Genomic DNA, 25,251 nt, shown 5'->3' on the forward strand with positions numbered 1-25,251 from the left:
CCCCGATAGGCTTCCGGGCATGAGCAGCAACGGTCGGGCGCGCGACACATCGGTGCAGTCGGTGGACCGGGCGGTCTCGATCCTCCAAGTACTGGCCGCGCAGGGACCTTCCGGCGTCACGGACATCGCCGAAGCCCTGCGGATCCACAAGTCGACCGTGTTCCGCCTGCTCGCCACCCTGGAGGCCAGGGGCCTTGTCGAACAGGACGCGGAACGGGGGCGCTACCGCATCGGATACACCGTGGTCGAGCTCGCCGGCGGGGCGACCAAGGGAAGTGACCTGTCGCTGCTGAGCCGCCCGATCTGTCAGGAGCTCGCCGCGGCCGTCGGCGAGACGGTCAACCTCGCGGTCCATGACGGCCAGGCGGTCGTCAGCGTCGACCAGGTGATCAGCAGTGCGGCCATCACCAGCATCGACTGGGTCGGCAAGCGCACGCCTCTGCATGCCACATCGGCGGGCAAGGTCCTCCTGGCACACATGCGGCAGGAAGAGGCCGCCGAGATCCTGAATCAGCCGCTGGAGAGGTTCACCCCGCACACCATCACGGACCCGGCGCTCCTGAAGGAGGAGCTGCAGACCGTTCGTGAACTCGGCTACGGCGTCACGAGCGAGGAGCACGAGATCGGGCTCGCCGCTCTCTCCGCCCCCATCAGGTCCCTGAACGGGCAGGTCATCGCCGCTGTGACCATCTCCGGTCCGACGTTCCGCATCAACGACCACACGATTTCCGGGCTCGTCGAGCAGCTCATCGCCGCCGGGGACAAGATCTCGTGGCGCAAGGGCTACATCAGGCGCGGTTGAGCGCAGCGCTCCAGGGGTTGACGACGGAGACGCCCAGGCTCCACATTTGTCTCGCATGGCGTAACTGTTTCGCATTGCGAAACGCAATGCGTGGATGACCTTCTGAGCGCGGCCCAGCCCGTGGCCGCTGTCTCTCCGCCCACAGAGCTTCTCGAGGAGCGGACGTGCGCGCACAGACCTCGAACGTGGATCCCCTGCTCCGGCCCTTCCGGCTGAAGCACCTCACCCTGCGCAATCGGGTGGTCAGTACGTCCCATGAACCGGCCTTCGGCGAGGACGGCCTGCCCAAGGACCGCTATCGCGCCTACCACCTGGAGAAGGCGCGCGGCGGCGTCGGCCTGACGATGATCGGCGGCTCCGCGGTCGTGTCCCCCGACAGCCCCCCGTCGTTCGGCAACCTGCTCCTGTACCGCGACGAGATCGTTCCGTGGTTGCGCAGGCTCGCCGACGACGTGCACGACGCCGGCGCGGCCGTCATGTGTCAGGTCACCCATCTGGGCCGCCGCACCAGCAACTACTCGGGTGACTGGCTGCCGGTGGTGTCCGCGTCGCCGCTGCGCGAGCCCGCGCACCGCGCGTTCCCCAAGGCCGCCGAGCCATGGGACATCGACCGCATCGTCGCCGACTACGTCGCCGCGGCGTTGCGCTGCCGGGCGGGCGGCCTTGACGGCATCGAGCTCCAGTCGTACGGCCACTTCCTCGACAGCTTTCTGTCCCCGTCGACGAACCACCGGGACGACGAGTTGGGCGGCAGCCTCACGAACCGTCTGGCCGTTCCGCGCCGTGTGCTCCGTGCGGTGCGCGAGGCCGTCGGCCCCGACTTCGTCGTGGGCATGCGGATGGCACTCGCCGAGGACCGTCCCGGCGGCCTGACGTTCGACGAGGGGATGGCGGCGGCCGAGCAATTCAGCGCCGACGGCATCGACTTCATCAGCACCATTCGGGGCTCCATCGAGAGTGACGCCTCCCTGGCCCGGACGATTCCCTCGATCGGCACCCCGCTGGCGCCCTTTCTGGAGTTCAACGGAGAGATACGCCGCCGCCTCGACATCCCCGTGATGCACGCGGCCCGCATCGCCGACCCCGCCACCGCGCGGCACGCCCTGCGAGCAGGGCTGCTGGATCTGGTCGGGATGACCCGGGCCCAGATAGCCGACCCCCATCTGGTGACCAAGGTGGCCACCGGACAGGAGGACCGCATCCGGCCCTGCGTCGGCGCGAGTTACTGCCTGGACGCGATCTACGACTCCGGGGACACCAAGTGCGTCCACAACCCGGCCACCGGACGCGAACTCCACGTACCCCACATCGTCCCCCCGACCATCGGCCGCCGACGGAAGGCCGTCGTCGTCGGAGCGGGGCCCGCCGGGCTCGAAGCCGCACGGGTCCTCGGCGAACGGGGCCATGACGTCGTGCTGTTCGAGGCAAGCGACCAGCCCGGCGGCCAGATCCAGCTCGCCGCGCAGAACCCCCGGCGCCGCGATCTGCTCGGCATCGTCGACTGGCGGGTCGGTGAGTGCAAGCACCTCGGCGTCGACCTCCGTCTGGGGACGTACGCCGAGGCCCAGGACGTGCTCGCCGAGCACGCCGACCTCGTCGTCGCCACCGGGGGCGTCCCCAACCGGTCCTTCCTAGGCGAAGGCGAGCACCTGGTGGCCGACACCTGGGACGTCATGTCCGGCTCCCTGCGCCCCCGGAGCACCGACGCCGTACTGGTCTACGACGACCACGGAGGCTATCCGGCGATGGACGCCGTGGAACTCCTCGCCGCGACCGGCGCCCGTTTGCACTACGTGACGCCGGAGCGCATGCTCGCGCCCGACGTCGGCAGCATGAACTCACCCGCGTATCTGAGGGTCTTCGCAGCGCACGGCGTCACCACCGTCCTCGCCCAGCGGCTGCGTTCCGTCCGCCGCACCGGGGACGGGCGTCTGGCCGCGACCCTCTACAGCGAGTACACGGAGCCGGAGTCCGAGACCGAACTGGTCGTGGACCACGTCGTGGTTGAGCACGGCACCCTGCCCAACGACGAGTTGTACAACGACCTGCTGGCCGGCTCCCGCAATCTCGGTGAGGTGGACCACCGCGCCCTGCTGGCGCACGACGTACAGAACGTCGTCCGCAACGAGGCGGGCCGGTACCAGCTGTTCCGCATCGGCGACGCGGTCACCAGCCGCAACATCCACGCTGCCGTCTACGACGCCCTGCGGCTGTGCCTGCCGGTCTGACGAGCCATCGGAGAGACGCGATGAACGCACCGACCCCCGTCACGAGTACCGCCGAGCTCGTCGCCCGGCGTTCCGTCGGCCAGAGTCTCGAAGCCCCGTTCTACGTGAGCGACGCGTTCTTCGACCTCGACATCGAGGCCGTCTTCGCCCGCAGCTGGATCTTCGTCGCGACGGAGGCCGAACTCCCCGAACCCGGTGACTACGTCACGGTCACCGTCGGACCGTACTCCGTCATCCTCGTCCGCGACGACGACGAGGAGGTGCGGGCCTTCCACAACGTCTGCCGCCACCGGGGCGCCCGCATCCTCAATGACGAGCGCGGTTCTGTGGGCAACATCGTGTGCGGCTACCACCATTGGACCTACGGCGTGGACGGCCGGCTGCGGTACGCCGAGTCGCAGGCGCCGGACTTCGACCGCTCGTGCTTCGGCCTCAGATCCGTCCACGTGCGCACGGTCACCGGCCTCGTCTTCATCTGCCTCGCCGAGCGACCACCCGCCGACTTCGACGAGGTCGCACGCCGTGTCGAGCCCTACATCGCGCCGCACAACCTGCCCCACGCCAAGGTGGCGAAGCAGATCGACCTCGTCGAGAGCGGCAACTGGAAGCTCACCATGGAGAACAACCGGGAGTGCTACCACTGCGCAGGCCACCCCGAGCTCCAGCGCTGCTATTTCCCCCTCTACAACTTCACCGCGGAGAACGTCCCGCCTGCCCTGCTCCCCACCTACGAGCGATTCCTCAGGGCCGACGCGGACGCGCACGCCTCGTACGAGGCTCTCGGGCTTCCCTACGCCCCGATCGAGGAGCTTGACGTCCGCCCCACCGGCTTCCGCATTCAACGCGAACCACTCGACCTCGCAGGCGAGTCCTTCACGGAGGACGGATCGGCAGCGGTCAAGCGTCTGCTGGCGGACTTCCCCACGGCGCGCCTCGGGCACCTCGGTTTTCACCTGCAGCCCAACGCCTGGTTCCACTTCGCGGCCGATCACGCGGTCACGTTCTCCGTCATCCCGCTCGCGTCGGACCGGACCCTCGTGCGCACCACCTGGCTGGTGCACGCGGATGCGGAGGAGGGGGTCGACTACGACCTGGACGCCCTGACGCGTGTATGGGCGGTCACGAACGAACAGGACGCGACGTTCGTCGCCCGCGCCCACCAGGGCATCAGCAGTCCCGCCTACGTGCCCGGTCCCTACAGCCCGAGCGAGTCGCAGGTCGAGGACTTCGTCAACTGGTACATCACGCGGCTGAAGGCACACCTGGAGCGATGATGACGACAGCGATGCTGAGGACAGCGACCACGACAGCCGGGGGCCTGCCGCCGGCCTGGGGCGACGGGCTGCTCGTGTGCAAGCAGGTCATCGACGTCACCTCCGACGTCCGGACCTTCGTCCTCGAACCCGCCGAACCTCGGATGTTCCGGCACGACCCCGGCCAGTTCCTCACTCTCGTCCTCGACATCGACGGCCGCCCTGTAGAACGCTGCTACACCATCTCGTCTCCGCCGACCCGCCCCGACCTCCTGACGATCACGGTGAAACGGATGCCGGGCGGCCTGGTCTCCCCATGGCTCCACGATCGCCTGCTGCCGGGCGCCGCTGTACGAGCGCGGGGGCCGCTCGGCGAGTTCTCCATCACCCGGCATCCGGCGCCGAAATACCTGTTCCTCTCGGCCGGCAGCGGCGTGACGCCCGTGATGTCGATGACCCGGACGCTCTACGACCTGGCGCACCCCGTGGACGTGGTGTTCGTCCACAGTGCCCGCACCTTCGACGACATCTGGCCGCCGAGCCGTTCTACCGAGCCGTTCTACCGTTGTCGTCGGGGACGCTGCCGACGGCCGCCGACGCTGTTCGCCATCAACGCCCCTTGACCTAGAGCGCGGTCCAGTATCTAGCGTCTCCGCCATGACGACACCTCAGCACAAGATCGGATCGGGCTTCGGTGCCCGGAGCACCGCGAACGACGTCCTGAGCGGGATCGACCTGTCCGGCAGCACCGCGATCGTCACTGGTGGTTACTCGGGCCTTGGTCTGGAGGCAACCCGCGCTCTGGCCGGTGCCGGAGCCCGTGTCGTGGTCCCCGCCCGGCGACGGGCGGCCGCTCAGGAGGCGGTCGAGGGCATCGACGGCGTCGAGACCGACGACCTCGACCTCTCCGACCTCGAAAGCGTCCGCGGTTTCGCCGACCGGTTCCTGGCCTCGGGCCGCTCGGTCGACATCGTGATCAACAACGCCGGGGTCATGGCCTGCCCCGAGACGAGGGTCGGCCCGGGGTGGGAGGCGCAGTTCGCCACCAACCACCTCGGTCACTACGCGCTGATCAACCACCTCTGGCCGGCCATCGCCCGCGGTGGCGCGCGAGTGATCGCGGTGTCCTCCGGCGCCCATGGCATCACCGGCATGCGCTGGGACGACGTGCAGTTCGAGCATGGCTACGACAGATGGCAGGCGTACGGGCAGGCCAAGACGGCCAACGTGCTGTTCGCCGTGCAGCTCGATGCGCTCGGCCGCGACGCCGGAGTCAGAGCGTTCGCACTGCATCCGGGCAGCATCCTCACCCCCCTGCAGCGCCACCTCGCGAAGGCGGAGATGGTCGACGCGGGCTGGATCGACGAGAACGGCACCCCGACCGATCCCACCTTCAAGACGACCGGGCAGGGCGCGGCGACGCAGGTATGGGCGGCGACCTCTCCCCAGCTGGCGGGCATGGGCGGCGTGTACTGCGAGGACTGCGACATCGCCGAACCGGCGGGCGAAGGCTCGGAAGGCGGCGTGCACGCACACGCGACCGACCCCGAGCAGGCCGCGCGCCTGTGGGCGCTGTCGGCCGAGCTCACGGGCGTCGACGCTTTCGCGGCGGCAACCTAGCCCCGGACGTCGGGGGGCACCGTGCCAGGTCTGTGGCCGGCTCACCCCGAGGCCGCGTCGGACCCTGCTCCCGGCGGCCGAAAATTCGCAGGCATCGCCCCCGGCACCCGCCTATCGTGAACCGCTGCCGTCCGCACCGGGACGGCCCGACGGGAGAGGCGGCGGAGTGCCGGACGCGTACGAGGCCATGGCGGACGCCGAGTTGAGCAAGGCGTTCGACGTGTGGTCCGGCTATCTGGACGCCCGCACGGGTGAGGACCCCCAGGTCCGCGCCCGACTGCGGTCCCTGTTGGAGTCGGCCCGCGAGTCCGCGGCTGAAGGCGATTCCGCCACCGCGCGCGCTGTGGTGGCGGACATGTACGACGGCCCCCGGGAGGCAGCCCTTCGCTGGGCCCCCTCGCCGCCTCGCCCCTGCGAGGCGGACCGGCAGGCGCGCGACTACGCCAAGGACGTACTGCGGCAGGTGCTTCCCTTGGGCCTGCGCGACCGTCTCGACCACGTCGCTCTCTCCCTGTCCGTCACGGGCCGCCGCCTCCAGGCCGCCCCAGACATCGACGCGACCACACGCCAGGACATCATCTACGTCACTGCCCGCGCCGAGATGGCCCTCGACCTCGCCCACCCGACCGCGGCGCGGCGCGAACTCGAACGCCTTGAGGCGATCGCGCGACGCTGCGGCGTGGAGCCCTGAGAGGTCACAATCCACCAGGCGGTTCCTGAGCCGCGACGCGGACGGCGGGCCGGGCCTACATGCCGACCCCTTATGGCCTGCGTCCCCACGCAGAGATCATGGGGGAGGTGGTGAGGTCGAGGCGGCCGGACGTGACGCTGGTGAGGTGCCGGTCGATCTCCTCGTCGGTCGCGAGCCCTGCAGCGACCAGCCTCTCGCGCACCTGCCGGACCGTCGCCGCCTCCAGGACATCGCAGGCCGGTGACGTGATCGGGAAGTAGGCGTCCGCGGTGACATCGGTCAGTCCCGCCTCGCGCAGCAGCCGGGGGACCTTGCGTCCGTAGGCCAGGTCGGCGCCGCGAGCCGCGAGCAGCGAACGGAATCCGGCCCGCAATCTGTTGGCCAGCGCCTGCTCGGGACCGTACTCGTCCAGGCAGATCAGCGGCTGCGACGCCGGGTCGGCGTCCTCCACCAGCAGCCACCCGCCCGGCCGCAGCGCACCGACCATCGCGCGCAGCGCCCGCTCCCTGTCGGCCACGTGCACCAACACGAGCCGGGCGTGGACGAAGTCGAAGCCGCCCACCGGCGGTTCGTCCCGGCCCACGTCGTGGCGCAGCACCTCGATGACGCCGCCCGCTGCTCGCGAGGCCCAGGAAGTGTCGATGTCGGTCGCCAGTACCCGGCCGGTGGGTCCGACCCGGTCGGCCAGCCACGTCACCACCGAGAGGCCGCCGGCCCCGACCTCCCAGCACCGCCACCCCGAGGTGATCCCCAGGGCCTCGATGTGCCGGAACGTGGTCGGGTCGAAGAGCTCGCCGAGCGCGTCGAAACGGGTGCCCGCCTCGGACTGTGCGTTGTCGAGGAGATAGCCGCCGTCGTCGTGGGTGTCCGGTGCAGAGCGCGTCATGAAGCGATTGTCCCGCTCCCGGGCCTGACGCCGCGTGCCCACAGGTGTGAGTTCGTGCAGGCATATTCCTTGACACGAATATTCTCCTTAACGAATACTCGCATTCATGGACGCACTCCTCTCCGCACTGGCGGACCCGGCCCGCTGGCGGCTCGTGAGCCTGCTGGCCGAGCGGCCCCGCTCGGTCGGGGTCCTCGCCCAGCTCGCCGAAGCGCGCCAGCCGCAGACGACCAAGCACTTGCAGATCCTCGAACGCGCCGGCGTCGTCACCTCACAGCGCACCGGCCAGCGCCGCATCTACGCACTCCGGTCCGCTGCCTTGCGGGACCTGGCGGCCACACTCAGCGGGCTCGCCGACACCGCGGACCAGGAGGGGGGCCCGCGCGCGACCTTCGACCGGTACGGGGCGAGCCTGGACGCGGAGCGGCTCGCCGCGGGGGAGTCGGGGTGGGCCGACGGCCGCTCGTTCAGGTTCCTCAGGTCGCTGGCGGGGCGCCCCGATGCGGTCTGGCGCCACCTGACCGAGGCCACCTTGCTGGCCCGGTGGTGGACGCCCGACGATCTCCGCGTCTCCGAGCTGGTCTTCGAGGCGCGAGAGGGCGGACGGATCGTCCACGAGTACCGCGATGCCGAGGACACCGACGGATCCGCCCTGGTCGCCGGACGCGCGGAGGGAGTCGTCGACGACGTACGCACCGGGGAGCGCCTCGCCTACCGGCTCTCGCCACTGCTTCCCGACGGCGGCCTCGCGTTCACCGCCCACGTCGACCTCGGCCTGACGCCCACCGAAACCGGCACGGACCTCGACGTCCACTGGCGGATCACCGACAGCACGGTCGACTCCGCGGACTTCATCGCGGGCATCGAGATCGGCTTCGGCCAGAGCCTCGACAAGCTCGCCGCGATCCTGACCAGGGACGCGCACACCACCGGCACCACCGAAGGCACCGACAACGCAAGCCACAGCGACGCCGACACGAGGAGCTCGAAGTGACAGAGCAGGAGCAGAAGCAGACCGCGGGCCGCCGGGTCGTCACCAACATGAGCCTCTCCCTCGACGGTCACTACGCCGCGCCGGACAACCCGCTGGACATGCGCTGGGTGATGCCCTACGCCCACACCGACGTGGCCCGCGACCTCATGACCAGCCTCTGGGAGTCTGCGACGACGGCTCTGCTCGGGCGGGTCAACGCCGAGGGATTCCTCGGCTTCTGGCCCACCGTCATCGGCATGGAGGGCGCCGACCCGCGGGACGAGGCCTTCGCGAAGTGGCTCGTCGACACCGACAAGGTGGTCCTCTCCTCCACCATCGGCGAGGCACCGTGGGAGCGGGCGACGATCGTCGACAAGCCGACCGCCGAGGTCGCCACGGACCTCAAGGCGACCGAGGGCGGCGACATCCTCGTGCTCTCCAGCGCGAGCGTCATCAAGGCACTGCTGGCGGCCGACAAGGTCGACCGGCTGGCGCTCACGATCTTCCCCGTCTTCCTCGGCGGCGGTCCGCGCCTCTTCGACGACGGCCTGCCCACGGGGAAGTGGTCGCTCGTCAGCCAGAGCGCGGGCGAGCACGGGACGTTGGCCCTCGTCTACGACCGGGTCCGCTGAGCCGACCACTCGCGCGCGCCGCCAAGCATGCGCCGGGGCAGCGCCGAGGGTGCCGCACGGATGACCGCGCGGCACCCCCGGCTGTGTGAAGGTCAGTCCTGGTGAACGATGTTGGTGCCGGGACCGCCCGAGAGGGTGTCCTGGCCGGCGCCGCCGTACAGCTCGTCGTTCCCGCTGTTTCCGTAGATCGTGTCGTTGCCGCTGTTGCCGTACAGGATGTCGTTGCCCTTGCCGCCGTAGAGGAAGTCGTCGCCGGCCCCGCCGCGGATCGTGTCGTTGCCGTCGCCGCCGGACAGGTTCTGCCTCTCGGCGCCGCCCTGGATCACGTCGTCGCCCGCGCCGCCGTCGACTGCGCTCTCCTCGCCGTCCGAGTAGATCGTGTCGTTGTCGTTGCCGCCCTGCGCGATGCTGCCTCCCGCGGCGTGGAGCGTGTCGGTGCCGTCACCGCCGCTCACCACGCCGGCCTCGCCCACCGAGAGGTCGTCGTTGCCCGCCTCTCCGATGACGGAGTTGCCGTCGACGCCGCCGGTGTGGTTCCAGGTGTCCCTGCCATCGCCGAGCTCGGCCCGCGCGAAGTAGTACGTCTGGTCGGTGGTGTTGTTGTAGGAGACGGTGTCGTCGCCGTCGCCGAGCGCCAACTTCAAAGTGGCGTACGGGTCCTGGCTCTCCAGAGTGGCGACGGTGCAGGAGACCTTCGTGCGGTCCGTGCCGTCGGGGTAGGAGCAGCCGTCTCCCGCCCTGACCGGAACGGCATCGTCGATCACATAGGTGATCTCTTCGGTTCCTGCGGATTTCGACGCGGTGACGGTCACCCTGTTGGTCTGGCCGGAGGCCGCCGTGTAAAGGATCCCGTGATCGCTCTCGCTGAACGCGGCAGTCGCTTCCGGCGCCGCGGCAGCGGCGGTGCCCGCCAGGAGGAACGGAGCGGCCAGCCCCGTACCGAGAGCGAGCGTCACCGCCGAGGCAGTACGGATAATCCGGTGGTTGATGAGGTGAGAGGGCCGAGAGGGCATTACATAACCTCCGTGAGGCATACGTGGTCCTTGCAATTACGTGTGACTGACGGGGTTTGGGGTTGGTTGTAATGCGATGTGCGGGCGATGCGTCCGTGGGTTCCCGACGAAGTCGGCACAAGTACCTGCTGGCCAGGGGTGTTTGACGGCACATCCGCGGCGCGATCATTCGTCGTAAGACGCGGTTGGGCTGAAATTCATGAGAGAGACGGCGAATCCCGACCGGCGTCGACAGAAGACCCAGTGGTGTCCCGGGAATTGACGGACTTCCTTCGCGGGAATCGGTGATCCGGGAGCTAGCCCTCCCGCGTCCACGGACGCAGCTTCTCGGGGTTGCGGACCGCCCAGATCCGCGTGACGCGCTCGTCGGAGACGTCGAACGCGGCTACGGTCATGACGATGCCGCCACGCTGGGCCACCAGGCCCGGCACTCCGTTGACCGAGCACTCCAGGAGTTCGAGTCCCGGAGCCCTGTCGGCGATGGCGACCATGTACTGGGCGATGCGCGCGCCGCCCTCGACCGGGTGGAGGACGGTGCCGACCATGCCGCCGCCGTCGGCGGTCATCACGGCGGCCGGATCGAGGAGACCGACGAGGGCCGCGATGTCCTTGGTCTCCCAAGCCTCTTTGACGTGCCGCACCACGTCTGCCCGGCCGGTCGCCGGTATCGGAGCGCGCGCGACGCTCACCCGTCGGCGGGCCGAGGCCGCCAGCTGCTTGCAGGCAGCTGGCGTCCGGCCGAGGACGGCGGCGATCTCGGCGAAGGGGTAGCGGAAGACGTCGTGCAGGACGAACGCCACCCGCTCGGCCGGCGTCATCGACTCCAGGATGACGAGGAAGGCCATGGCCACCGACTCGTCCTGGACGATCTGGTCGGCGGGGTCCGCGCGGCCGGCGAGGTCGGCGCCACCCGCGTGGTCCCACTCGGTGCGATCGGGCAGCGGCTCGGGCAGCCACGCGCCGACATAGCGTTCACGGCGGGCCCGCGCCGAGCCGAGCAGATCCAGGCAGATGCGGCCGGTCACCGTCGTCAGCCAGGCGCCGGGGGACAGGATCTCCTCCCGCCGGCTTCGTGACAGCCCGTACCAGCGTGCGTAGGCGTCCTGTACGGCGTCCTCGGCCTCGGTCACCGATCCGAGCAACCGGTAGGCGACATTGATCAGTTGGTGTCGCTCGCCGGCTGTCTCATCGGTGCTGGTCCCAACAGTCCCCATGCTTCCGGCCGCCCCTCGCCTTACCTTTCGCAGGCCCGCGTCGTCGGGCAGGTGAGACCTTATCGATCCACTGCCCGCGGGCGGAAAAGGGGACTGCGACATGGCCACCCAGGTGACGGCGAAGGTGAGCGCGGACGCGACCGCACGGCGCGGCGTTTCGTTCCTGCAGATCGCGATCGCCCTGCAGACCCTGACGATTTTCCTCCAGGCGGTCTCCTCGGGACTCCTGCTGACCTCGTCCTATGGAGAGACGCTGCACAGCGCCGGAGCCCGCGTGATGTACGGGGCGTCGATGCTGTACGTGCTCGCAGCCGTGCTGGCGTGGAAGCCGGGCGGCGGCTCGCCGCGGCCTGTCCGGCACGCGTCCGGCTTCCTCGCACTCGCTTCGGTTCAGGTGGTGCTGGGCATCGCGCACGTCCCGTCGGTCCACCTCCCCCTGGGGGTCTTGATGTTCGGATTGAGCGTGCTGGCGCTGGCCCGGCGACAGGGGCGTACCTACTGATCCGCGTCCGGCCTGCGGTGGCGCAGGTGCAGGACGGTACCGCCGGCGAGGATCACGGCACCGGCACCTGCGAGAGCGCCCACCAGGCCGGCGCCAGGGGAGTCCATGGGGGAGTCGGATGCGGCGTTCGCGATGTCGGGGGTGGTGTCGGGCGCGGGGCGGGCCCCGGTCGACGAGCCGCCGTCATGGCTCTCATGGCTCGCGTGACCCTCGTGCACCGCTTCCGCCTCGGTGTTCTGCTTGCCCGCGCCGAGCGCGGTCACGGCGGTGCTCGACCGTTCGCCGCCGGTCAATCCGGTGACCTCGCCATTGCCTCCGTCGAAGAGCACGTCGGAGCAGGAGAAGAAGTTCTCCTGGCTGTCGGAGCGGATCCACTGGACGAACAGAATGTGCTGGCCGGTACGTTCAGGCAGTTGCAGGTCCCAGTAGTAGTGCCCCGCCTCGCTGCCGGGGCCGCCCTCCTGCGGCGGGTTCTGAACGGTCTGTACGTTCTCCAGGTCCGACCACCCCAGCGGCTGCTGTGGGTCGAAGCCCTCCTTGGTGACGTACACCTTGAACTGGCCCGGATGGTGGGCCCAGTTGCTGTAGTTCACCTCGATGGTGTCGCCGGAGGTGAGGTGAGTGACGGGCCAGTCGGTGCGGGCGGCGTTGTACGGGGAGAAGTCGTAGGGGCTGCGGTCGCCCGCGCTGCACAGGGTGCCGTCCTCGACGTAACCCTCGCCGCGGCCGCCCGCGTTGGAGTCGAGCACGGCGAACCAGTTGTACAGCGGGGTGGTACCGGCCTCCTGAACCGCCGCCTTGCAGGCGGGGTTGGTGGGCATCTGGGTGGAGGAGTTGGCGAGCAGGTCCTTGTAGCAGAGGTAGGTGCGCGACCCGGGCATCATGGCCACGCCGTGTGCGGCGGCCGTGCCCGGGACGGCAAGGACGGCCGCGGCGGCGATGCCGGTGGCGCCGGCGAGGGATGCCAGGCGCCTGGCACGCACCGATTTCCGTACGCGGGATCTGACTCCGACGAGCGCGGGGGAGCGAGGAATGGTCATGGGAACGTCTCCTTCGGGGAGTTTCCGATGAGCGGCTCGCCTCGTAGTCGCCGCCGGGCGCGCGATGGTTGCCGGGATCCGCCCTACTGCGGTTCGGTCGCGATCTGGATCAGGTTGCCGCAGGTGTCGTCGAAGACGGCGGTGGTGATCGGGCCCATGTCCAGGGGCCCCTGGGTGAAGTGGACACCGAGGTCGCGCAGGCGCTCGTACTCCGCCTGCACGTCGTCGACGGCGAACTGGGCGAGAGGGATGCCGTCCTTGACGATCATGTCGCGGTAGGGCTTGACGGCCGGGTGACCGGCGGGCTCCAGGAGGAGCTCGGTGCCGCCGGGCTCGTCACGTGAGACGACGGTCAGCCACCGGTCCTTCTCGCCCACCGGGACGTCGTGCTTCTTCACGAAGCCGAGGATCTCGGTGTAGAAGGCCTCGGCCTTGGCCTGGTCGTCGACGAAGACGCTGGTCAGATGGATCTTCATGGGGTGCTCTCCTCCGGTCGGGGCGTGTCGGGCACGGGCCATCGCTCGACGATGTGTCGCAGTGGGGCCGTGTTCAGGTCGTGGAACTTGTAGCGGCCCTCCCGCCTGGTCTCGACGAGCCCGGCGGCCTCCAGTACGGCAAGGTGCTGAGAGACCCCCTGACGGGAGATGCCGAGCTGGTGCCTCATGCTCAGTCGCGAACAGATCTCGAACAGGGTCTGCCCGGATTTCTCCGTGAGTTCGTCGAGGATGATGCGGCGGGTGGGGTCGGCCAAGGCTTTGAAGAGTTCGTCGGCCACGACCACATGATAGGCAAATGCTCACTTGCCTATCAAGTCGAGCCGCCCCCCCGCCGAGGACGTCTCCTCGTCGAGGTCAGGGGGCAGGCAGAGGTTAGGAGTCAGGAGCCGTGCCTCAGCCCAGGTCGGACAAGTCGAGGACGAAGCGGTAGCGGACGTCGTTGCGCCCGAGGCGGTCGAGGGCCTCGTTCACACGTGCCGACGGGAGCAGTTCGATGTCGGCGGTGATGCCGTGTTCGGCACAGAAGGCCAGCATGGCGGCGGTCGCGGGCCTTCCGCCGCTCCCCGCGGAGCTCAGCCGCTTGCGCCCGATGAGCAGGTCGGTGGTCTCCAGGGTGATGGGCCCGAGGTGACCCAGGTGGCTGAGCGTCCCGTCCATCGCGACCAGACGCAGGTAGGGGCCGAGGTCGTGCGGGACGGCGATGGTGTCGATGACGACGTCGAACCGGTCGCGGGCGGCGGCCATGCGCTCCGGGTCGGTGGAGACGATCACGTCGTGCGCGCCGAGGCGGCGCGCGTCGTCGGCCTTGTCCGGCGAGCGGCTGATGACCGAGGTCTCGGCACCGAGCGCGACGGCGATCTTGACGGCGAGATGGCCCAGACCGCCGAGGCCCGCCACGGCGACGCGGGCTCCCGGCCCCACGGCGAGGGCGTGCAGCGGTTCCCAGACGGTGACCCCGGCGCAGAGCAGGGGAGCGGCGGCGGCCGGGTCGAGGCCGGGGGGAAGGGGGTATGCGAAGCGCGACCGGACGACGTACTCACGGGAGTAGCCGCCCTGGGTGGTCGACCCGTCGTGGCGGTCGACTCCGCCGTAGGTGAGGGTCGGGAACGCATGGCAGAAGTTCTCCTGGCCGGCCCGGCACATGGGACACGTGCCGCACGAATCGACGATGTTGCCCACCGCCACCGCGTCACCGACAGCGAAGCCCGTGACGCCGGAGACCTCGGACCCCGTCTCGGTCACCACGCCCGTGAACTCGTGCCCCGGCACCAGGGGTTGGCCGTCCTCGCGGGACCGGACGGCGTGCAGGTCCGTGTGGCAGACCCCGCAGTAGTCCACCCGGATCGCGAGGTCGTCGGGGCGCAGGTCGCGCCGCTTCAGCGGTGTCCGCCGCAGTGTCGTCGCCGGTCCTTCGGCCTGCCAGCTCACAGTGGTCCTCATGGGCACTCCTCGGATCTTCAGACAGACTGTTCGGTCTATTTGGAGAGTAGGCGCCTGCGGCCCGCCAGGCAAACCAACTGTTCTGTTTGGTAACCTGCGGGCATGGCCGACCAGCCCTTGACCACACGCGGAGCCGCGACCTACCAGCGCATCCTCGATGTGGCGACCCAGGAATTCGCCGAGCACGGGATCGCCGGGGCGCGCATCGAGCGGATCGTGGCCGCCGCGCGCACCAACAAGGCTCAGCTCTATGCCTACTTCGGGAACAAGGAAGGGCTGTTCGACGCCATCTTCTTCGGTTCGCTCGAGCGGATCGTGAACGTCGTGCCGATCGACGCCACGGACCTCGCGGACTGGGCGGTGCGTCTCTACGACGAGTACCTCCTGCGCCCCGACCTCATCCGGCTCGCCACCTGGGCCCGCCTGGAGCGACGCCCGACAGGTCACCTGGTCGACGACCCCGACCGCCTCGACGACCGCAAGCTGCGCGCCATCGCCGAGGCACAGGCCGCCGGGCTGGTGCGCGAAGGGGACCCGTTCGACGTGATGGCCATGGTCATCGCCATGTCGATGACGTGGTCACCGGTCAGCAATGTCTACGCCGCGACCGCCCAGGAGCCGCCGGAACTGCACGAGCAGCGCCGCGCCCTGCTCCACGAGAGCGTCCGCCGCGCCATGGCGAGCGGCTAGTCGGGGACTGTCGGACAGCTGTCGGTGGCTTGTCGGAGTGTCCTGACACCTTCCCAGGAACGGCCGCCGGACATCACGGGCAGCCCCGACCTGGAGGAGCCGCCATGCGCACCCCCGTCACGATCATCGGCGCCGGACTCGGCGGCCTCACGCTGGCCCGCGTCCTGCACGTCCACGGAATCCCGGCCACGGTGTACTAGGCGGAACCCTCCCCGACGGCACGCACGCAGGGCGGGATGCTCGACATCCACGACTACAACGGACAAATCGCCCTCGAAGCGGCCGACTTGGTGGACGAGTTCCACGGCATCATCCTGGAGGGCCGCCAGGCCATGCGGGTCCTGGACCCGGACGGGACCCTCCTGCACGAGATGACCGACGACGGCACGGGGGGCCGCCCCGAGGTGCAGCGCGGCGAGCTGCGACAGATCCTGCTCGACGCGCTCCCCGCCGGTACCGTCCGGTGGGATCACAAGGTCAGCGGCACCCGTGCTCTCGGCGATGGCCGTCACGAGGTGACGTTCGCCGACGGCGGCACCGTCGTCGCGGGCCTGCTGGTCGGCGCGGACGGCGCGTGGTCACGGGTCCGGCCGCTGCTCTCCACCGCCACACCCGAGTACGTCGGCAAATCGGTCGTCGACACCTACCTGTTCGACGCCTACGCCCGGCACCCCGCCGCCGCGAAGGCGGTCGGCGGCGGGTCGATGATCGTGCCCTCGACGGACCGGGAGATCTTCGCTCACCGGGAGAAGGGCGACACCCTGCACGCGTACGTGGGACTGTCCAGGCCGCAGGACTGGTTCGACGGCATCGACTTCGGCGATGCCGCCGTGGCCACCGCGCGCATCGCCCAGGAATTCGCCCTGCCGACCGGCCACCGGTGGGACCGGGTCCCGGGGGTGACCCTGCTCGGGGACGCCGCCCACCTCACTGCCCCGAACGGCGAAGGCGCCAACCTGGCCATGCTCGACGGCGCCGAGCTCGGCAAGTGCCTCGCCGCGCACCCCGACGACGTCGAGGCCGCACTCACCGAGTACGAACAGGCCATGTTCCCCCGCAGCGCCGAGCCCGCCCTGTTCGAAGGCGCCGAGATCCAGGGGGCCGACTCCGAGGAGCCCTCCGCCCAGGCCATGCTCAAGATGCTCGCCGAGCTGGGGCAACAGACGACTTGAGTCACCGTCAAGGAACCCGGATCAAGTGCACCGCCACGCTGGCCCAGTCACCACGCGGCAGCGCGGGCCGGAGTCCGTAGTCGCTCAGCACGGTCGCGGAATGGACCGCACCCGTGCGGGCGTCACGGTAGCGAGCGGAGGGATCGAGGCCGGCGAGGCGCAGGGGCGGGTGTGCGGCGCCGTGGCGCGGGGCCCTCTGCCAGGCAAGGAGCAGGGCCTCGCTGCCGTCCGCCGCGGTGTACTGCACCGCGGCCGGGCCGTCGTCGACCGGGCCGCGCGGACGGTGCAGGGTCCCGTGCTGGACGAGGTGGCGCACGCGCTTGTACTCGGCCACCAATGCCGCGCCTTCCGCCAGTTCCTCGTCGGTCCAGCGGGTCAGGTCGCCGCCGAGGCCGAGCACCCCGGCCATCGCGACATGGAAGCGGAAGCGCAGCGGCACAGACCGGGCGGTGAGCGGGTTGGGCACGTCGGTCACCCACGCGGCCATGGTCCGGGCCGGGTAGATCTGGCCGTAGCCGTGCTGGATGAGGACGCGGTCCGCCGCGTCGGTGTTGTCCGAGGTCCACGCCTGGTCCGTGCGGGACAGCATGCCCAGGTCGACCCGCCCGCCGCCGCCGCTGCACGCCTCGATCCGCAGGCCGGGATGGTCGGCGCGGAGGCGGTCGATGACGTCGTACAGGCGGTGCACGTACGCCGTCCGCACGCGCTCCGTGCCGTCCGCCCGGTCCGGCCAGCCCGCCTCGCTGAGCGCGCGGTTCATGTCCCACTTGAGGAAGTCGATGCCGTGGTCGCCCACCAGGCGGGTCAGCCAGCCGTACGCCCAGTCCGCGACGTCACGCCGTGCGAAGTTCAGCACCAGCTGGCTGCGCAGCTCCGTGCGGGTGCGGTGCGGGAAGTGCAGGACCCAGTCCGGGTGTTGACGGTAGAGATCGCTGTCCGGGTTGACCATCTCGGGCTCCACCCACAGACCGAAGCCCATCCCGAGCCGGTGCACCTCGCGCACCAGGGGAGTGAGCCCTTCGGGGAAGCGGTCCGGTGACGGTGTCCAGTCGCCGAGCCCGGCGCCCTCGCCACGCCGCGCGCCGTACCATCCGTCGTCCATGACGTAGAGCTCCGCGCCGAGCGCCGCCGCCCGCGCCGCCAGGCGCAGTTGGTTCGCCTCGTCGACGTCGAATCCGGTGGCCTCCCACGAGTTGTAGAGGACCGGTCGTGTCTCCTCGGAGTGGGGGAGCACGTGGCCGAGGACGTACGCGTGCCAGGCGCGGCTCGCCGCGCCGAAACCGCCGTCCGTGTAGAGGCCGACGTACTGGGGAGTGGTGAACTCCTCGCCGGGTGCCAGGGGTTGGGCCATGCCGTCGTGGCCCGCGCCGCCGGTGAGGCCCGCCCGGCCGTCAGGGGTGCGCTGCACGGTGACGCGCCAGCCGCCGCTCCAGGCCAGGGCCGCGCTCCACACCTGGCCGTGCTCCTCGGTCGCGTCGCCCGCGTCGAGCATCACCCAGGGGTTGGCGTGATGGCTGGTGATGCCCCTGCGGCTGGTCAGCACCGTCTCGCCGAACGGCACGCGGTCCCGGTGCAGCTGGGTCTCGGCGGACCACTGGCCCGTGACATGGCTGAGCCGGTAGTCGTCCCTCGCCGGAAGTGTCCATGCGGCGGAGTCGGCGCGCAGCAGCGTCACGGCTTCCTCGCCGGTGTTGCGCAGCACGGACCAGCGCTCGACGGCGTCGCTGTCGTCGTGGACGCGGTAGTGGAGAGTGATCTCCAGGGCGTAGTGACGGTCACGGAAATCCAGGGCCAGCTCCGTCGATCCCGGCGCGGGCTCGTGGACGCGGTGGCCTGTCGCCTGCCATTCGAAGGCGCGGGTGCCGTCGGCGAAGCGCACCTGCAGCGAGGGGGTTCCGTAGCGCGCCCCGCCGTCCACGGGGAGCTCCTCGCCGACGGGCGGCCGCCCCTCGAAACTGCTGGGGTGCGGGGCCGGGGGAGTGGCGAACTCCTCTGCCTCCTCCAGGGTCAGCCGTGGTCCCCACGCGAGATGACAGGGCGCTCCGGTCTCATCGACCCGGAGCGCGTACGACGTGCGCGGAGTGCAGAGCAGCCAGACCCCGGTCTCAGGGGCGAAGGAGATCACAGGCATGGATCCTCACGTTCAGATAGCGCCTCGAGAACATGCGGCAGCCAACACTCCCTTCGATCAACTGTCAACACCCGGCCGCTGTCGCATATTTGAATGGCTCGGGTCCTCTACAGAGGCTTCTTGAAAGGCACTTGCTTCTTTCATTGACAGAGGAAAAGAACACCCCCTACGTTTCGGCCATGCGCTCGACGACCCCTCGTATCGACGTGGTTCCGGCACCCACACCGGCCGCTTCCCTGGTCTTCACCACTGTCCTGACCCACGGCCCGCTCACGCGGATCGAGATCTCCCGGCGTACCGCGCTGTCCTCGGCGGCGGTCACCAAAGCGGTACGGCCGTTGATGGCGGCCGGCTACCTCGTCGAGGACGCGGACGAGGAAGCACGGCCTTCCCTCGGGCGGCCCGCCACCCTCGTGCGGGTCGACGGAGGGCGGGCCCTGTTCATCGGGGTCAAGGTGACCGGCGACGAGATCATCGCGGTCCTGACCGACCTGTGCTGCCGCATCCGCGTCGCCCGCCACCTCCCGGTCACCGACCGCGACCCCGGCGCCGTGCTCGCCTCGATCTCCGGACTCGTCCAGGAACTCCTCACGGAGGCTGAGGGGTTCGGCGTCGAGGTGCGGGGGCTCGGTCTCGCCGTCTCCGGTGACGTGGACCGCGCCGCAGGCGTCGTGCGCTACTCGCCCTTCCTGGACTGGCGTGATGTGCCGCTTGCCGAACTGGCCTCCACCGTGACCGGGTTGCCCGTCACCGTCGACAACGACGTCCGCGCGCTGACGGTCGCCGAGCAGTGGTTCGGCGCAGGGGCTGGCGTCTCCGACTTCGCCCTGGTGACCGTCGGTGCGGGCATCGGCTGCGGTCTCGTCGTGCACGGCAAGGTGGTCTCCGGCGCGCACGGCGTGGCCGGTGAGATCGGCCATCTGCCGATCGACCCGCTGGGCCCGCCGTGCCACTGCGGCAACACCGGCTGCGTGGAGGCGATCGCCGGGGACGCCGCCATCATCCGCCGCGTCCGCGAGGCGACCGGCACCCCGGTCACCGACTCCGCCGGAGCCCTGGAACTTGCGCACCAGGGCGACCCCGGCGCGCGCGAGGCCTACACACGAGCCGGGGAGGCGATCGGCCGTGCCATCGGGGCCGTCGTCAACGTCCTCGGACCGCAGCGAGTGATCATCTCCGGCGAAGGTCTCGCGGCGTACGACCTGTTCGCCGAGCAGATCCGCGACGCGTTCACCGCGTCCGCCTTCGGCACCGCCGCGCAGTGCGACGTGATGACACGTCCCCTGCCCTTCGAGGAGTGGGCGCGCGGGGCCGCGGCCACCGCGATCCAGTCCTTCATCGGCATAGACACGTACTAGGAGTTGCGATGACGCAGCAGAGCCGCAGACCCTTCCCCACCCGCGGGATACGCGAGCCGGGCCGCCGCACCGTGGTCCGCGGATCCCTCGGGATCGGCGCCGCCGCGCTGGGCGCCCCGCTCCTTTCCGCCTGCGGCGGTGGACCGGCCGCCGATCCGAAGACGGTGACCTTCGGGTCGAACGGGGCCGATGCCACCCCCGAGAAGGCCTACGCCGCCGTCACCGGCGCGTTCACCGAGGACAGCGGCCTCAAGGTCAAGACGAACACCGTCGACCACGACACGTTCCAGAAGAGCATCTCCACCTACCTCCAGGGCACCCCGGACGACGTCTTCACCTGGTTCGCGGGCTACCGCATGCAGTACTTCGCCAAGAAGAAGCTGGCCCATCCCATCGACGACGTATGGGAGAAAATAGGCTCCGGATTCAGCGAAGCCGCCAAGCAGCTGTCCAAGGGCGAGGACGGGAAGTACTACTTCGTCCCGCTGTACAACTACCCGTGGGCCGTCTTCTACCGCAAGAGCGTGTTCAAGCAGCGGGGCTATGAAGTCCCCCGTACCTGGAGCGAGTTCACCGCGCTCGCCAAGAGGATGAAGAAGGACGGTCTCTCGCCGATCGCGTCCGGCTACGGCGGCGGCGACAGCTGGTCCGTCCTCGGGGCCTTCGACTATCTGAATCTCCGCGCCAACGGCTACGACTTCCACATGGACCTGATGCGGGGCGAGGTCGCCTGGACCGACCGCCGCACCACCAAGACACTCGACCTGTGGCGTGAGTTGAGCGGCTTCTACCAGCAGGGCGCGGGCGGCCGTTCCTGGCAGGACGCCGCGCAGTCGCTGCTCGACAAGAAGTCCGGCATGGCGGTCATCGGGCTCTTCCTCGGCCAGCAGATCACCGACGAGAAGCTCCGCGCGGACATCGACTTCTTCCCCTTCCCGGAGGTCGACCCGACCCACGGCCAGGAGACCGTCGAGGCCCCCACCGACGGCTTCATGCTCAGCCGCAGGCCGAAGAACCTCAAGGGCGCCACCAAGCTGCTCGAATACCTCGGGGGCGCCGAGGCCGAGAATCTCTACATGGGCGTCGACCCGAGCAACGTCGCCGTCAACTCCCGTGCGGACACCGGCAAGTACAACGCCCTGCAGAAGAAGTCCGCCGACCTCATCGCGTCGGCCAAGCACATCACCCAGTTCGGCGACCGCGACAGCGACCCGGGCTTCATCTCCACCGTCGTACTGCCCGGATTCACCCAGTGGCTCGGCCACCCGGACGACGGCGCGGCCCTCCTGAAGAAGATCGAGTCCCAGCGTTCGCGCTTCTTCACGGCCTGACACCTCCTGACACGGCCTGATCAGGACCGGGAAGGTTCACCATGTCCTCCGTGCGCACAGCGCCCCCGTCCAAGCGTGCCCGGCCCCGGCGGCTCGGCCCCGGTGACCGCGTCTTCCTCACCGTCATCGTCGGCATTCCGCTGCTCGCCCTGCTGGTCTTCGTCTGGCTTCCCGCGCTCGCCTCCGTCGGCCTGTCCTTCACGAACTGGGACGGCATCGCGCTGTCAGACATCCGCTGGACCGGGCTCGACAACTACCGGGAGATCTTCACCAACTACCCGCCGTTCTGGCCGGCCGTCCAGCACAACGTCGTCTGGCTGCTCTTCACGGCGCTGCTGCCCACCCCGTTCGGCATCTTCCTCGCCTACCAGCTCGACCGGAAGATCCGCTTCACACGGGTCTACCAGACCGCGATCTTCCTGCCGATGGTGCTCTCGCTCGCCGTCGTCGGCTTCATCTGGGAGATCATCTACAACCCCGACAACGGTCTGCTCAACGGCGTCCTGAGCGGGGCGGGCTCCGGGCAGCCCATCGACTGGCTCGGCGACCCCGACCTCAACCTCTGGGCCGTGCTCGTCGCGTCGGCCTGGCGGCACACCGGCTACATCATGATCCTCTACCTGGCGGGCCTGAAGGGCTTCGACCCCGCGCTGAAGGAGGCCGCCGCCCTCGACGGCGCCAACGGCCGCCAGACGTTCCTGCGCGTGGTCTTCCCGGCGCTCAAGCCGGTCAACATCATCATCCTCGTCGTGACCGTCATGGAGTCGCTGCGAGCGTTCGACATCGTGTACGTCCTGGGCGGCGGCACCGGCAGCAAACCCGGCATGGAGCTCCTCTCGCTCCTGATCACCGACAACATCATCGGCGAGTCCAGCCACATCGGTTACGGCTCCGCGCTCGCGGTCGTCCTGCTCGTCGTCTCCCTGCTGGCCATCTGCGCCTTCCTCGTACAGACCTTCCGCAAGGAGGACCAGTGACCGCGACCGTCACCCCGCCGGCCGCCGGCTCACGCACCCGCCGCGCAACCCCGACGGGCGACGGCCCGCCGCGCCCTAGGCGGCAGACCGGCAGGCATCTCCTCCTCGGCGGGATCGCCCTCCTGTGGCTCGTCCCGCTGCTGTGGGCGGTGTACACCTCGCTGCGGCCGTACGAGGACACCGCGAAGCACGGCTATCTGTCCTGGCCGCACGGCATCAGCCTGGAGAACTTCTCCAACGCCTGGAGCCAGTCCGGGATGCCGCACTTCTTCTGGAACTCCGTCCTCATCACGGTCCCCGCGGTGCTCGGCACCCTGCTGTTCTCGGCCGCCGTGGCCTTCTTCGTCTCGCGCTTCGACTTCCGGTGGAACATCGCCCTGCTCATGTTCTTCACCGCGGGCAACCTGTTGCCCGCGCAGGTGCTCATCACCCCGCTGTACCGGCTCTATCTCCAGGTCCCGCTGCCCGGCTGGATGAGCGACTCGTTCCTGCTCTACGACTCCGTCTGGGGCATCATCGCGATCCACATCGCCTACCAGTGCGGTTTTTGCACCTTCGTCCTCAGCAACTACATGAGGACGATCCCCAAGGAGATCACCGAAGCCTCCCTGGTGGACGGCGCTCCCGTGTGGCGGCAGTTCTTCCAGATCGTGCTGCCCCTGTGCCGCCCGGCCTTCGCGGCGCTCGCCACCCTCGAATCGATCTGGATCTACAACGACTTCTTCTGGTCGCTCGCCCTGATCGACACCGGTGACAAGCGGCCGATCACCTCCGCCCTCGCCAATCTCCAGGGCCAGTACTTCACCAACCCCAACCTCATCGCGGCCGGTGCGCTGCTGACCGCGATCCCCACGCTCCTCGTGTATTTCGCGCTCCAGCGCCAGTTCATCAGCGGGTTGACCATCGGTTCCGGCAAGGGCTGACCTGCCGCACAGCCGCGCGTACGTCCCGCACCCCCGACACGCTGCCCCCGACTTCAGGAGGTCCGGCCCATGCGGTCGTCCCTGTACTCCTCCGTGCTCGCCCTCGCCCTCGCCGCCGGTCTGACGACGGCCGTGCCCGCAGCCGCTGCTCCCGTGGCCGAGGCGAAGCCCGCCGCGGACCTGGCCCAGAAGCCCTACATGGGCTGGACCAGCTGGAGCATGCAGTCCTCGAAGTACCCCGGGCTCAACCCCGACGGCGACTACAGCTACCTGACCGAGAAGAACGTCCTCAAGCAGACCGACGCCATGGCGTCCAAGCTCAAGAAGTACGGCTACGAGTACGTCAACATCGACGCCGGCTGGTGGCGCGACATGGCGTGGAAGCCGGAGTTCGACGCCTACGCCCGCCAGGCACCGAACGCGGGCCGCTTCCCGCGCGGCATGAAGCCGGTCGCCGACGACATCCACGCCAAGGGTCTCAAGGCAGGCATCTACCTGCCGGTGGGCCTGGAGAAGGAGGCATACGGCGAGGGCAAGGTGCCCATCTTCAACGCGGAGGGCTGCACCACCGCCGACATCGTCCACGACGACCTGCGCACCACCAACGGCTGGGACAGCGCCTACAAACTCGACTTCTCCCGGCCCTGCGCGCAGAAGTACATCGACTCGCAGGCCCAGCTCTTCGCCGACTGGGGATACGACTTCCTCAAGCTGGACGGCGTGGGCCCCGGCTCCTCCAAGAGCGGCGACAACTACAACAACATCGCCGACGTCGCCGCCTGGAAGAAGGCGATCGCCAAGGCCGGGCGCCCGATCCACCTGGAGATCTCCTGGGCCCTCGACATCAACCACGTCGCCGACTGGAAGCGGTACTCCAACGGCTGGCGCATCGACACGGACGTCGAGTGCTACTGCAACACCCTGGTGTCGTGGGAGAACTCCGTCGACGACCGCTGGGACGACGCACCCGGCTGGACCCGGCACGCCGGTCCCGGCGGCTGGAACGACCTCGACTCCCTGAACGTGGGCAACGGCGAGATGGACGGCCTGACCAAGGCCGAACGGCAGAGCTACGCGACCCTGTGGGCCATCGCCAAGTCACCTCTCTACACCGGCGACGACCTCACACGCCTCGACGACTACGGCGTATCGCTCCTGACCAACCGCGAGGTCATCGCCCTCAACCAGGGCAGCACGCCACCCGCGAGGCCCGTCACCGCATCCGGCGACCGGCAGGTCTGGAGCGCGAAGAACGCCGACGGCAGCCACACCGTCGCCCTGTTCAACCTCGGCGACTCGCCCGCCGCCGTCACCGCCGACTTCTCCACCCTCGGCTTCTCGGGCCGGGGCAAGGTCCGCGACCTGTGGAACCACGAGGACCTCGGCACCTACAAGGACAAGGTGACCCAGACACTGCCCGCGCACGGCTCGCGCCTGTTCACCGTCGCACCCCGAGGCCCCGAGCAGCAGATGACGAAGTACGAGGCCGAGTCCGCCGCCAACACCCTCAGCGGCAACGCGGCGGTCGGTGACTGCGCCGCGTGCTCGGGCGGCAGCAAGGTCGGCAATCTCTACCAGGGCGGAAAGCTCCGGTTCAACGACATCGTGGTGCGCAAGGCAGGCCGTTACGTGATCGACGTCGCGTACGTCAGCGGTGATCCGCGCACGGTCCAGGTCTCCGCCAACGGCCAAGGCTCCACCGCCCTGAAGTTCCCCTCCACCGGGGACTGGGGAACCGCCGAGACGATCGGCGTACCGGTGACCCTCAAGGCCGGCAGCAACACGGTCACCTTCGACAGCGGTGACGGCTACGCCCCTGACATCGACCGGATCGGCGTACCGAAGCGTTCCTGACGGGCAAGGCCCCCCGGCTCCTCC

Annotated in this window: 23 protein-coding genes and 1 pseudogene; 16 read left to right on the plus strand and 8 right to left on the minus strand. The window is 69.5% G+C overall.

From position 1 onward, the window contains the following. Positions 1-19 precede the first annotated feature (19 nt). The 6 genes from ABZ833_RS08405 (at position 20) to ABZ833_RS08430 (ending at position 6,594) form a co-directional block, all read left to right on the plus strand. The gene (locus tag ABZ833_RS08405; protein WP_361042825.1) at positions 20-802 is read left to right on the plus strand and encodes an IclR family transcriptional regulator; all 783 of its coding nucleotides are present in this window, start codon (positions 20-22) and stop codon (positions 800-802) included. A 164-nt stretch (positions 803-966) separates the two neighbouring features. Further along, positions 967-3,030, plus strand: a complete 2,064-nt coding sequence (locus ABZ833_RS08410) for an FAD-dependent oxidoreductase (protein ID WP_361042827.1) — start codon at positions 967-969, stop codon at positions 3,028-3,030. Positions 3,031-3,050: 20 nt separating this feature from the next. Then, the gene (locus ABZ833_RS08415; protein WP_361042829.1) at positions 3,051-4,304 is read left to right on the plus strand and encodes an aromatic ring-hydroxylating dioxygenase subunit alpha; all 1,254 of its coding nucleotides are present in this window, start codon (positions 3,051-3,053) and stop codon (positions 4,302-4,304) included. Continuing rightward, positions 4,301-4,906, plus strand: coding sequence for an FAD-binding oxidoreductase (locus ABZ833_RS08420; RefSeq protein ID WP_361042832.1), 606 nt, complete (start codon positions 4,301-4,303; stop codon positions 4,904-4,906). The genes ABZ833_RS08415 and ABZ833_RS08420 overlap by 4 nt, the downstream gene beginning before the upstream one ends. A gap of 34 nt (positions 4,907-4,940) precedes the next feature. Then, positions 4,941-5,903, plus strand: a complete 963-nt coding sequence (locus tag ABZ833_RS08425) for an SDR family NAD(P)-dependent oxidoreductase (RefSeq protein ID WP_361042834.1) — start codon at positions 4,941-4,943, stop codon at positions 5,901-5,903. Positions 5,904-6,069: 166 nt separating this feature from the next. Next, complete coding sequence (locus ABZ833_RS08430; RefSeq protein WP_361042836.1) at positions 6,070-6,594, plus strand: hypothetical protein; 525 nt, start codon at positions 6,070-6,072, stop codon at positions 6,592-6,594. 70 nt (positions 6,595-6,664) lie between these two features. Here the strand turns inward: ABZ833_RS08430 and ABZ833_RS08435 are convergent, their stop codons facing one another. After that, positions 6,665-7,480 carry a methyltransferase domain-containing protein gene (locus ABZ833_RS08435; RefSeq protein WP_361042839.1) on the minus strand — a complete coding sequence of 272 codons (816 nt, stop codon included), beginning with the start codon at positions 7,478-7,480 and terminating at the stop codon, positions 6,665-6,667. A gap of 106 nt (positions 7,481-7,586) precedes the next feature. Between ABZ833_RS08435 and ABZ833_RS08440 the strand changes: the two genes are divergently transcribed. Both ABZ833_RS08440 and ABZ833_RS08445 read left to right on the plus strand, forming a co-directional pair. Continuing rightward, the gene (locus ABZ833_RS08440; RefSeq protein ID WP_361042842.1) at positions 7,587-8,474 is read left to right on the plus strand and encodes a metalloregulator ArsR/SmtB family transcription factor; all 888 of its coding nucleotides are present in this window, start codon (positions 7,587-7,589) and stop codon (positions 8,472-8,474) included. A gap of 47 nt (positions 8,475-8,521) precedes the next feature. Then, positions 8,522-9,085 (plus strand): dihydrofolate reductase family protein, encoded by a 564-nt coding sequence (locus ABZ833_RS08445; protein WP_361043157.1) that lies wholly within the window; start codon positions 8,522-8,524, stop codon positions 9,083-9,085. Positions 9,086-9,177: 92 nt separating this feature from the next. Here ABZ833_RS08445 and ABZ833_RS08450 read toward each other — a convergent pair whose 3' ends face one another. Both ABZ833_RS08450 and sigJ read right to left on the minus strand, forming a co-directional pair. Further along, a complete protein-coding gene (locus ABZ833_RS08450; protein WP_361042844.1) occupies positions 9,178-10,041 on the minus strand; it encodes a calcium-binding protein in 864 nt (287 codons plus the stop codon). 353 nt (positions 10,042-10,394) lie between these two features. Then, entirely contained in the window at positions 10,395-11,312 is a 918-nt protein-coding gene (gene sigJ, locus ABZ833_RS08455; RefSeq protein WP_361042847.1) for an RNA polymerase sigma factor SigJ, read from the minus strand. 100 nt (positions 11,313-11,412) lie between these two features. Here sigJ and ABZ833_RS08460 point away from each other — a divergent pair, with 100 nt between their 5' ends. Continuing rightward, the gene (locus tag ABZ833_RS08460) at positions 11,413-11,814 is read left to right on the plus strand and encodes a hypothetical protein (protein ID WP_361042850.1); all 402 of its coding nucleotides are present in this window, start codon (positions 11,413-11,415) and stop codon (positions 11,812-11,814) included. On the opposite strand, the gene ABZ833_RS08465 is transcribed toward ABZ833_RS08460, so the two are convergent. From ABZ833_RS08465 to ABZ833_RS08480, 4 genes are all read right to left on the minus strand, one after another. Beyond that, a complete protein-coding gene (locus tag ABZ833_RS08465; RefSeq protein ID WP_361042853.1) occupies positions 11,808-12,854 on the minus strand; it encodes a lytic polysaccharide monooxygenase in 1,047 nt (348 codons plus the stop codon). The two genes, ABZ833_RS08460 and ABZ833_RS08465, sit on opposite strands and share 7 nt — an antisense overlap. A gap of 83 nt (positions 12,855-12,937) precedes the next feature. Then, a complete protein-coding gene (locus tag ABZ833_RS08470) occupies positions 12,938-13,330 on the minus strand; it encodes a VOC family protein (protein WP_361042855.1) in 393 nt (130 codons plus the stop codon). Beyond that, a complete protein-coding gene (locus ABZ833_RS08475; RefSeq protein ID WP_361042857.1) occupies positions 13,327-13,629 on the minus strand; it encodes a metalloregulator ArsR/SmtB family transcription factor in 303 nt (100 codons plus the stop codon). Before ABZ833_RS08475 ends, ABZ833_RS08470 begins: the two co-directional genes overlap by 4 nt. A 115-nt stretch (positions 13,630-13,744) precedes the next feature. Continuing rightward, positions 13,745-14,791 (minus strand): NAD(P)-dependent alcohol dehydrogenase, encoded by a 1,047-nt coding sequence (locus tag ABZ833_RS08480; RefSeq protein ID WP_361042860.1) that lies wholly within the window; start codon positions 14,789-14,791, stop codon positions 13,745-13,747. 102 nt (positions 14,792-14,893) lie between these two features. Between ABZ833_RS08480 and ABZ833_RS08485 the strand changes: the two genes are divergently transcribed. Both ABZ833_RS08485 and ABZ833_RS08490 read left to right on the plus strand, forming a co-directional pair. Then, positions 14,894-15,481 carry a TetR family transcriptional regulator gene (locus ABZ833_RS08485; protein WP_361042861.1) on the plus strand — a complete coding sequence of 196 codons (588 nt, stop codon included), beginning with the start codon at positions 14,894-14,896 and terminating at the stop codon, positions 15,479-15,481. 104 nt (positions 15,482-15,585) lie between these two features. Next, positions 15,586-16,653 (plus strand): annotated as a pseudogene (locus tag ABZ833_RS08490) (NAD(P)/FAD-dependent oxidoreductase). 7 nt (positions 16,654-16,660) lie between these two features. On the opposite strand, the gene ABZ833_RS08495 reads toward ABZ833_RS08490, so the two are convergent. Beyond that, positions 16,661-18,784 carry an alpha-galactosidase gene (locus tag ABZ833_RS08495; protein WP_361042862.1) on the minus strand — a complete coding sequence of 708 codons (2,124 nt, stop codon included), beginning with the start codon at positions 18,782-18,784 and terminating at the stop codon, positions 16,661-16,663. A 179-nt stretch (positions 18,785-18,963) separates the two neighbouring features. On the opposite strand from ABZ833_RS08495, the gene ABZ833_RS08500 reads away from it, so the two are divergent. From ABZ833_RS08500 to ABZ833_RS08520, 5 genes are all read left to right on the plus strand, one after another. Then, on the plus strand, positions 18,964-20,142 hold the full coding sequence (locus ABZ833_RS08500) for an ROK family transcriptional regulator (RefSeq protein WP_361042865.1): 1,179 nt from the start codon (positions 18,964-18,966) through the stop codon (positions 20,140-20,142). Positions 20,143-20,150: 8 nt separating this feature from the next. Next, a complete protein-coding gene (locus ABZ833_RS08505; protein WP_361042867.1) occupies positions 20,151-21,473 on the plus strand; it encodes an ABC transporter substrate-binding protein in 1,323 nt (440 codons plus the stop codon). A gap of 41 nt (positions 21,474-21,514) precedes the next feature. Continuing rightward, positions 21,515-22,450: a sugar ABC transporter permease gene (locus tag ABZ833_RS08510; RefSeq protein ID WP_361042869.1), complete on the plus strand. Its 936-nt coding sequence runs from the start codon at positions 21,515-21,517 to the stop codon at positions 22,448-22,450. Then, positions 22,447-23,373 carry a carbohydrate ABC transporter permease gene (locus ABZ833_RS08515; protein ID WP_361042872.1) on the plus strand — a complete coding sequence of 309 codons (927 nt, stop codon included), beginning with the start codon at positions 22,447-22,449 and terminating at the stop codon, positions 23,371-23,373. The genes ABZ833_RS08510 and ABZ833_RS08515 overlap by 4 nt, the downstream gene beginning before the upstream one ends. A 69-nt stretch (positions 23,374-23,442) precedes the next feature. Then, on the plus strand, positions 23,443-25,227 hold the full coding sequence (locus tag ABZ833_RS08520) for a carbohydrate-binding protein (protein WP_361042876.1): 1,785 nt from the start codon (positions 23,443-23,445) through the stop codon (positions 25,225-25,227). Positions 25,228-25,251 lie beyond the last annotated feature (24 nt).

It is taken from the genome of Streptomyces sp. NPDC047525 (assembly GCF_040643025.1).
Classification (GTDB): domain Bacteria; phylum Actinomycetota; class Actinomycetes; order Streptomycetales; family Streptomycetaceae; genus Streptomyces; species Streptomyces durmitorensis.

What these genes read in the sequence shown, in the direction of transcription:
- sigJ (WP_361042847.1), bottom strand. Translation starts at nt 11,312, where the DNA reads ATGGGGACTGTTGGGACCAGCACCGATGAGACAGCCGGCGAGCGACAC.
- ABZ833_RS08485 (WP_361042861.1), top strand. Translation starts at nt 14,894, where the DNA reads ATGGCCGACCAGCCCTTGACCACACGCGGAGCCGCGACCTACCAGCGC.
- ABZ833_RS08415 (WP_361042829.1), top strand. Translation starts at nt 3,051, where the DNA reads ATGAACGCACCGACCCCCGTCACGAGTACCGCCGAGCTCGTCGCCCGG.
- ABZ833_RS08435 (WP_361042839.1), bottom strand. Translation starts at nt 7,480, where the DNA reads ATGACGCGCTCTGCACCGGACACCCACGACGACGGCGGCTATCTCCTC.
- ABZ833_RS08460 (WP_361042850.1), top strand. Translation starts at nt 11,413, where the DNA reads ATGGCCACCCAGGTGACGGCGAAGGTGAGCGCGGACGCGACCGCACGG.
- ABZ833_RS08510 (WP_361042869.1), top strand. Translation starts at nt 21,515, where the DNA reads ATGTCCTCCGTGCGCACAGCGCCCCCGTCCAAGCGTGCCCGGCCCCGG.
- ABZ833_RS08425 (WP_361042834.1), top strand. Translation starts at nt 4,941, where the DNA reads ATGACGACACCTCAGCACAAGATCGGATCGGGCTTCGGTGCCCGGAGC.
- ABZ833_RS08480 (WP_361042860.1), bottom strand. Translation starts at nt 14,791, where the DNA reads ATGAGGACCACTGTGAGCTGGCAGGCCGAAGGACCGGCGACGACACTG.
- ABZ833_RS08445 (WP_361043157.1), top strand. Translation starts at nt 8,522, where the DNA reads ATGAGCCTCTCCCTCGACGGTCACTACGCCGCGCCGGACAACCCGCTG.
- ABZ833_RS08465 (WP_361042853.1), bottom strand. Translation starts at nt 12,854, where the DNA reads ATGACCATTCCTCGCTCCCCCGCGCTCGTCGGAGTCAGATCCCGCGTA.
- ABZ833_RS08505 (WP_361042867.1), top strand. Translation starts at nt 20,151, where the DNA reads ATGACGCAGCAGAGCCGCAGACCCTTCCCCACCCGCGGGATACGCGAG.
- ABZ833_RS08470 (WP_361042855.1), bottom strand. Translation starts at nt 13,330, where the DNA reads ATGAAGATCCATCTGACCAGCGTCTTCGTCGACGACCAGGCCAAGGCC.
- ABZ833_RS08500 (WP_361042865.1), top strand. Translation starts at nt 18,964, where the DNA reads ATGCGCTCGACGACCCCTCGTATCGACGTGGTTCCGGCACCCACACCG.
- ABZ833_RS08405 (WP_361042825.1), top strand. Translation starts at nt 20, where the DNA reads ATGAGCAGCAACGGTCGGGCGCGCGACACATCGGTGCAGTCGGTGGAC.
- ABZ833_RS08495 (WP_361042862.1), bottom strand. Translation starts at nt 18,784, where the DNA reads ATGCCTGTGATCTCCTTCGCCCCTGAGACCGGGGTCTGGCTGCTCTGC.
- ABZ833_RS08440 (WP_361042842.1), top strand. Translation starts at nt 7,587, where the DNA reads ATGGACGCACTCCTCTCCGCACTGGCGGACCCGGCCCGCTGGCGGCTC.
- ABZ833_RS08520 (WP_361042876.1), top strand. Translation starts at nt 23,443, where the DNA reads ATGCGGTCGTCCCTGTACTCCTCCGTGCTCGCCCTCGCCCTCGCCGCC.
- ABZ833_RS08420 (WP_361042832.1), top strand. Translation starts at nt 4,301, where the DNA reads ATGATGACGACAGCGATGCTGAGGACAGCGACCACGACAGCCGGGGGC.